Origin of the sequence: Pseudomonas sp. RIT-PI-AD (genome assembly GCF_025642785.1) — a bacterium.
Taxonomy (GTDB): Bacteria; Pseudomonadota; Gammaproteobacteria; order Pseudomonadales; family Pseudomonadaceae; genus Pseudomonas_T.
The window spans coordinates 58,736-65,154 of the sequence record NZ_JANZKU010000024.1 but is presented as its reverse complement, the minus strand read 5'-3'; the positions used below and the strand labels follow the sequence as shown (position 1 = coordinate 65,154).

Below are 6,419 nucleotides of genomic sequence, written 5' to 3'. Positions count from 1 at the left end.
TCGGGCTGACCTGGACGGCTGGAACCTGGATACGCTGAGCATCACCCCGCCGCTGGATTTCACCGGACACTTCGACCTGGACATCGGCGCCACCGCCGTCGAAGGCGCCAATGCGGCGAGCGCGGAAACCCATCTGCCGCTCACCGTGGTGGTCTACCCGGCGGCCGCCACCCCGGTGGTGCCGCCGAGCGGCCAGGAAGGCAGCGTCCATGAGGATGTCAGCCTCAGCGCCTCCGGGGCTTTCAACGTCGGCACCGCCGCCTTCGTCGCCGGTACCCAGAACGGCACTTACGGTGCGCTGAGCATGGGCGCCGATGGCAAGTGGACCTACACGCTGAACAATGCCTCGCCCGCCGTGCAAGCCCTGGTCGACAACCAGACGGAAACCGATGCCTTCACCGTCCGGCTGAACAATGGCACCAGCACCACGGTGACCCTCCACGTGCAGGGGCAGAACGACGCAGCGGTGATCGGCGCCGCCACGCCCGGCTCCGACCGTGGCGCGGTGACCGAGGATGCGGTGCTCACCGCCAGCGGAACACTCGCCGTCAGCGATCTGGATGCCGGCCAGGCGGGCTTCGTCGCCCAAACCCTGAGCGACGGTAACTACGGCTCCCTGAGCATCGACGCCAGCGGCCACTGGACCTACACCCTGAACAATGCCTCTGCGGCGGTACAAGGCCTGAAGGGCGGCGAATCGCTGTCCCGCGAGCTGAGCGTGCACAGCCTCGACGGCACGCCCCACACCCTGACCATCACCCTCAACGGCACCAACGACACGCCCCTGAGCGCCAACGACAGCGCGACCACCCGGGAAGACACGCCGCTGGTGCTGACGCCGGCGACCCTGCTGGGCAACGACAGCGATCCGGACGGCGATCGCCTGAGCATCGCCTCGGTGCAGGGCGCCAGCCATGGCAGCGTGGCGCTGGTGAACGGCAACGTGGTGTTCACCCCGACCGCCGACTACAACGGCCCGGCCTCCTTCACCTACACCGCCACCGACGGCAAGGGCGGCACCAGCACCGCCACCGTCGCGCTCACCGTGGAAGCGGTCAACGATGCGCCGCGGGTGTCCGACGGCAGCGCGAGCGGCACCGAGGACGGCCCGCTGGTGTTCAATTGGGCGCAGTTCAACGCGACGGACATCGACAGCGACCCGAGCCTGCTGACGCTGCGCATCGCCAGCCTGCCTCAGGATGGCGTGCTGCAATACAACTCGGGCAATGCCTGGGTGAACGTCAGCGCCGGCCAGACCTTCGGCAAGGCCGACGTCGACGCCGGCAAGCTGCGCTTCCTGCCCGATGCCAACGAATCGGGCGGCCCGGCGTTCGGAACCTCCGGCGTGGGCAACCTGCAAGGCCACTACGCCCGCTTCGACTACCAGGTCGGCGACGGTCAACTGAGCAGCCCCGCCGCGCCCATGACCCTCGACATCGCGCCGGTCGCGGACGCCCCGACGTTGAGCGTGAGCACCGGCAGCCGCGCGCTGTTCTCCACCAGTTGGGAAAGCGTCAGCAACAGCGACAGCACCTCGGAGACGGTGCCCGGCAGCACCCTGGAAGGCTGGACCCTGATCACCACGCCGGACAGCCTCAGCGGCGGCAAGAACGTCTTCGAGGTCTGGACCAGCGGCGACAGCCAGCAGAATGCCGCGGGCAACTACGTCAACGTGGTCATCGCAGCCGGGAACGGCAGCAACGCGCTGGAACTGAACAACGCCTCCGGCACCCTGGCCCAGACGCTGGGCATCGAGCGCACTGTCGCCACCCAGGCCGGCAAGGTCTACGACCTGTCGCTGGACTACGCCGGGCGCCCGGGTTTCAGCACCGCCTACACCTCCATCGCGGTGCTGGTGGACGGCAAGCAGATCGCCTCCTATGCCTCGACCAGCCCGAACAGCGGGCTCGCCTGGCAGAACCTGCACTTCAGCTTCACCGGGACCGGCGGCAACCAGACCATCCGCCTCGTCACCAACGCCACCCAGTTCAACGCCAATGGCCGCGGCGCGCTGATCGACGACCTCAACCTGACCGAGTACCAGGGCGCCATCGCCGGCAATGCCGCCAACGGCACCCTCACCCAGATCGCCCTGGCGGCCTACCTGGTCTCGGCCCTGCGCGACGCGGACGGCTCCGAAGCGCTCAGCCTGACCGTCGGCAACCTGCCCAGCGGCGCCACCCTGGTCAGCGCCAGCCATCCGTCCGGCTACAGCGTGGTCGATGGCGCCGTCACCCTCGATGCCGCGGACCTGCCCAGCGCCCGGGTGCAGCTCGATGCGAGCTACACCGGTCCGCTGAGCCTGACCGTGGCCGCCCACGCCACCGAGGCCAACGGCCTGGTGGCGGACAGCCCGACCCAGCAGCTGGACCTGCAAGTCCTGCCCGGCGGCGTCACCTCGGCGACCATCACCGCCGGCGGCACTGCCGGGCAGACGCTCACCGGGACCGACAATGCCGATGAAATCCATGGGCAGAACGGCAACGACATCCTCTACGGCCTGAAAGGCGAGGACGCGCTGTTCGGCGGCGGCGGCAACGACACCCTGTACGGCGGCGACGGCAACGACAAACTCTATGGCGAGGCCGGCAGCGACACGCTCTACGGCGGCAACGGCAATGACCAGTTGCTCGGTGGCGCCGGCAACGACCTCCTGTTCGGCGAAGCCGGCGACGACCGTCTGTTCGGCGGACCGGGCAACGACCAGCTGACCGGCGGCGCCGGGAAGGACACCTTCGTCTGGCAGGCCGGGGACACGGGGCAGGACACCATCAAGGACTTCACCCCCGGCGAGGACCACATCGACCTGCGCGACCTGCTGCAGGGCGAGAACGACGGCAATATCCTCGACTACCTGCGGGTCAACACCACAACCTCGACGCTGGAGATCAACAGCAGCGGCAACTTCGCCCATGGCGCCGCCGCCGACGTGACGATCAAGCTGGAGACCGGTGGCGCCCCCGTGGACCTGTCGCACTACGGCGCCACCTCTTCGCAGATCGTCAACTCGCTGATCGCCGGCGCGGACCCGACGGTCAAGATCGACCACTGAAGCGCGGGACGCCCGGCCCGGCGCCGGGCATCCGAGGAGAGCGCCCATGCTGTACGTAAAACGCGACACCGGGAACCGGCTGCTGAGGGTCGAGGCGGCGCCCTTCGAGGGCATGGACGGGACGCTGCCGGCGGACGACCAGGACATCCAGGCCTGGTACGCCAACCAAAGCCTGGAAACCAGCCTGCTGCGCCTGAAACAGAGCGACCTGGACATGATTCGGGTGCTGGAAGATTTGATCCAGACCCTGATGGACAAGGGCGTCATTCGCCTGACCGACCTGCCAGCAGCGGCCCAGGCCAAGCTGTCCAGCCGCACCCAGGCCCGCGATGCCCTCAGCGGCCTGTACAAACTGCTCGACGAAGAGGAAAACGGCATCCTCTATGGCTTTTCCCGCTCGTTGCGGCGCAGGTCGGGCAGCGGAGTCCCAGCGGTTCGATCGACCCTGCTCGCCTGCCTGCATCCCCCTACCGCATGCACCGGACGACGCCAGGCGCCCAGCTCTAAGGATCGGCGCCGAGCCCAAGGGCGAGCGCCGGCTTCGCCAGGGCCACGCGTGGCCCGCCCTACCCTCCCGAGCCGCTCAACGCCAGGGCGCCGGCTCGCCGAACAATTGCCCCTGCACACCCTGGATGCCCATTTCTTGGAGCACCCGCCATTCCCCCTCGGTCTCCACCCGCTCGGCGATCAACGGCAAGTCGATACTGTGAGCCGCGCGCTGAATGGCTTCGATGAACAGGCGCTTGTCGCTCTCCTGGTCAATGGCGCGCAGGTAGCTGCCGTCGATCTTCAGATAGGCCAGGCCGAGGCGCGCCAGGTTGCCGATCATGCTGAAGCGCCCGCCGAAATGCTGCAGGCTGAGGCTGAAACCCAGTTCGCGCAGGCGCCGGGTGAGCGTCTCCAGCACCTGCTGCTCCGGCAGTTGCGCCTCGTCCAGCTCCAGGATCAGGCGCGGCCCGAGCGCCGGATGCGCGCGCAGCCGCTCGAATATCCGCTCCAGGGCCGCCGGCTCCCGCAGCGTGGCGCCGGACAGGTTCAGCGCCAGCGGCTGCGAGTGCCCGCCCATCTGCGCGAGGGTGAGGTCGAGCATCAGCAGGTCCAGCCGCGCGGACCAGCCGAAGCGCTCCAGCCAGGGCAGGAAGCGCCCGGCGGGCACGGTCTCGCCCTGCTCGTCGACCAGCCGCGAGAGCACCTTGTAGTGCAGCAGGCGCCGGCCGTCGGCGGCGTCCACCACCGGTTGGTAGAAGGCCTGGAAGCGGCCTTCGCGTAGGGCGCGGTCGAGGCGCGCGTGCCAGGCATGGCGCTCGTCGCCGCGGCTGGCGATACGGCTGTGCTCCAGGCATACCCAGGCGCGGCCGGTCTGCCCCACGGCCTGGGACAGCGCCTCGTCGGCCAGGCCCAGCACGGTCTGCGCGGCGTCGCCGGGATGGAAGGCGGCGAGGCCGATGTGCGCCAGGGGGGTACGGTCGCCGATTCCGGTGGCGGCCAGGTTCGCCAGGGCGGCGTCGAGGCGCTGGGCGAGTTGCTCGGCTTCCTCGCGCATCAGGCCCGGGGCCAGCAGCGCAAACTCCCCGCCGCGACTGCGCGCGGGCAGCCGGCCGCTTTCGCTGCCCAGGTCCTGCAAGCGCTCGCCCACCGCCTTGAGCAACTGGTCGGTGCGCTGCCCGCCCAGGCGCTGGTTGAGCCCGGCGAGATCGTTGATCCGCAACAGCACCAGGTAGCCGGGACCGGCACGGTCCTCGCTGCTCAGCCGATTGTGCAATTGCATGTCGAAGTAGCGCCGGTTGGCCAGGCCGGTCAGGCTGTCCTGGTAGGCATCGGCCCGCAGCTTCTCGCTGCGTTCCGCCTGCTCCTGGAACAACGCCTTGAGCTTTTCCACCATCTGGTTCATCGCCTGCACCACCCGGCGCAATTCCGGAGTGCGCGGCAGGTCGGGCAGGCTGAGGAACTCGCGACGGGCGATGGCGTGGGACTGCTCGACCATGTAATCCAGGGGTTTCAACTGGCGCCGCAGCAACCAGGCCCCGAGCGTCGCGCTAAGCACGCCGCATATCAGCAGCCAGACCAGGCTGCCCAGGGCGCCCTGCCAGAGCTTGCCGATGGCGAACATCGGGTGGCTGACCACCTCGACCCGCGCCGCCTGTTCCCAGCCCCGGCTGACGATGGCGTCGGCGGCGGCCGGGTCCAGGCCGATCAGCGCGGCGAACCAGTCCGGCGCCTGGTGGCCCACCCGCGCGCCGCTGCGCTCCACCATCACCTTGCCGGTGCTCAGGTCGACCACCCGGATGCTGGCGAAGTAGCCACTGTCGAAGATCGAGCTGACCATCAGCTCGACCATCGCCGGGTCGTCGATGTTCGGGGTCAGGGAAAGCCCCAGGGCGGTGGCCGCGTCCTGCGCATGGGAACGCAGTTGGTCGACGTATTGGCCCCGCGAGCTCTCCAGCCCCACCAGGAAACTGCCGCCGAAGGCGACCAGCAGGAACACGCAGATGGCGATCAGCAATTGCTTGAACAGTGACATTGAGGCTCCTATCGGGCCGGCTCTTCGGGGAAGCCTTCGGCCCGCATCTTCGACAACAGGTCCTGCCAGCGCGACAAGCGCTTGCTGTCCCCCACTCGTTTGTTGCCCGCCGCGCCGGGCAGCCACAGCCCCTCGCCATTGAAGGCGTAGACCGGCAGAAGGTCGGTCCGCTGGCTGGCCGGCTGGATCGCCTCGACCAGGTTGTCCAGCACCAGCGGCACCGCCTTCGGTTGGGCGTAGTACGTCAGCACCATGTGCGCCTGGTTCAGGCGCAACGCCTTGACGTAGGTAATCTGCAATTTTTCGTTGGCCACGCCGAGCCGGCGCAGGCTGATGTACTTGGCGATGGCGAAGTCCTCGCAATCCCCCGCGCCGCGCAGCAAGGCCTCCACCGGCGTGGCCCAGTAATCGTCCTTGCCCCACAGCGTCGAATCGTCGACGAAGCGCAACTCATGATTGAAGAAGCGATTGACCGCGCGCAGTTTGTCTTCCTCGCTCTGCTCGGCGTTGCTGGCGAGCAGACGCTGCCAGTCGTCGATACGCTGGCGGCCGTCCCCGAGGGGACCGTAGAGCGCCTCGGCGCGGCCGACGATGAGGGAAAAATCCCAGTCGGCCCGCAGCGACCCCACCAGCAACGACGCGAGCAGGCCCAGGCCGAGCAGAACCCGCCCTCGCCCCGGGATATCGCGCCATCGCCCGCGTCGGATCTGCACACTCAAGGTCTCGTGGAAAAGGAATGCCAGGCGGTGCCGAATTCGCTACGGATCGAGCCTTGGGGCGCCTCCCCGCAGGCCGAGCGCATCGGCCGCGGCGGGTCGAGCGCCGCAAGCCTCTCCAGACGCGACG

The 6,419-nt window shown here is 68.7% G+C and carries 3 protein-coding genes and 1 pseudogene; 2 read left to right on the top strand and 2 right to left on the bottom strand.

What is annotated here, in order from left to right; translation table 11 throughout:
* Positions 1-3,052: VCBS domain-containing protein (locus OGL92_RS18250; protein ID WP_263146283.1), on the top strand; the 3,052-nt coding region annotated here is incomplete at its 5' end.
* Between the two features lie 46 nt (positions 3,053-3,098).
* Positions 3,099-3,434 (top strand): annotated as a pseudogene (locus OGL92_RS18245) (tryptophan synthase subunit beta); the annotation flags it as partial.
* 201 nt (positions 3,435-3,635) lie between these two features.
* Here the strand turns inward: OGL92_RS18245 and lapD are convergent.
* Both lapD and lapG read right to left on the bottom strand, forming a co-directional pair.
* Positions 3,636-5,573, bottom strand: coding sequence for a cyclic di-GMP receptor LapD (gene lapD / locus OGL92_RS18240; protein WP_263146280.1), 1,938 nt, complete (start codon positions 5,571-5,573; stop codon positions 3,636-3,638).
* Positions 5,574-5,581: 8 nt separating this feature from the next.
* Positions 5,582-6,256 carry a cysteine protease LapG gene (gene lapG, locus OGL92_RS18235; protein ID WP_263146295.1) on the bottom strand — a complete coding sequence of 225 codons (675 nt, stop codon included), beginning with the start codon at positions 6,254-6,256 and terminating at the stop codon, positions 5,582-5,584.
* Positions 6,257-6,419: the final 163 nt, after the last annotated feature.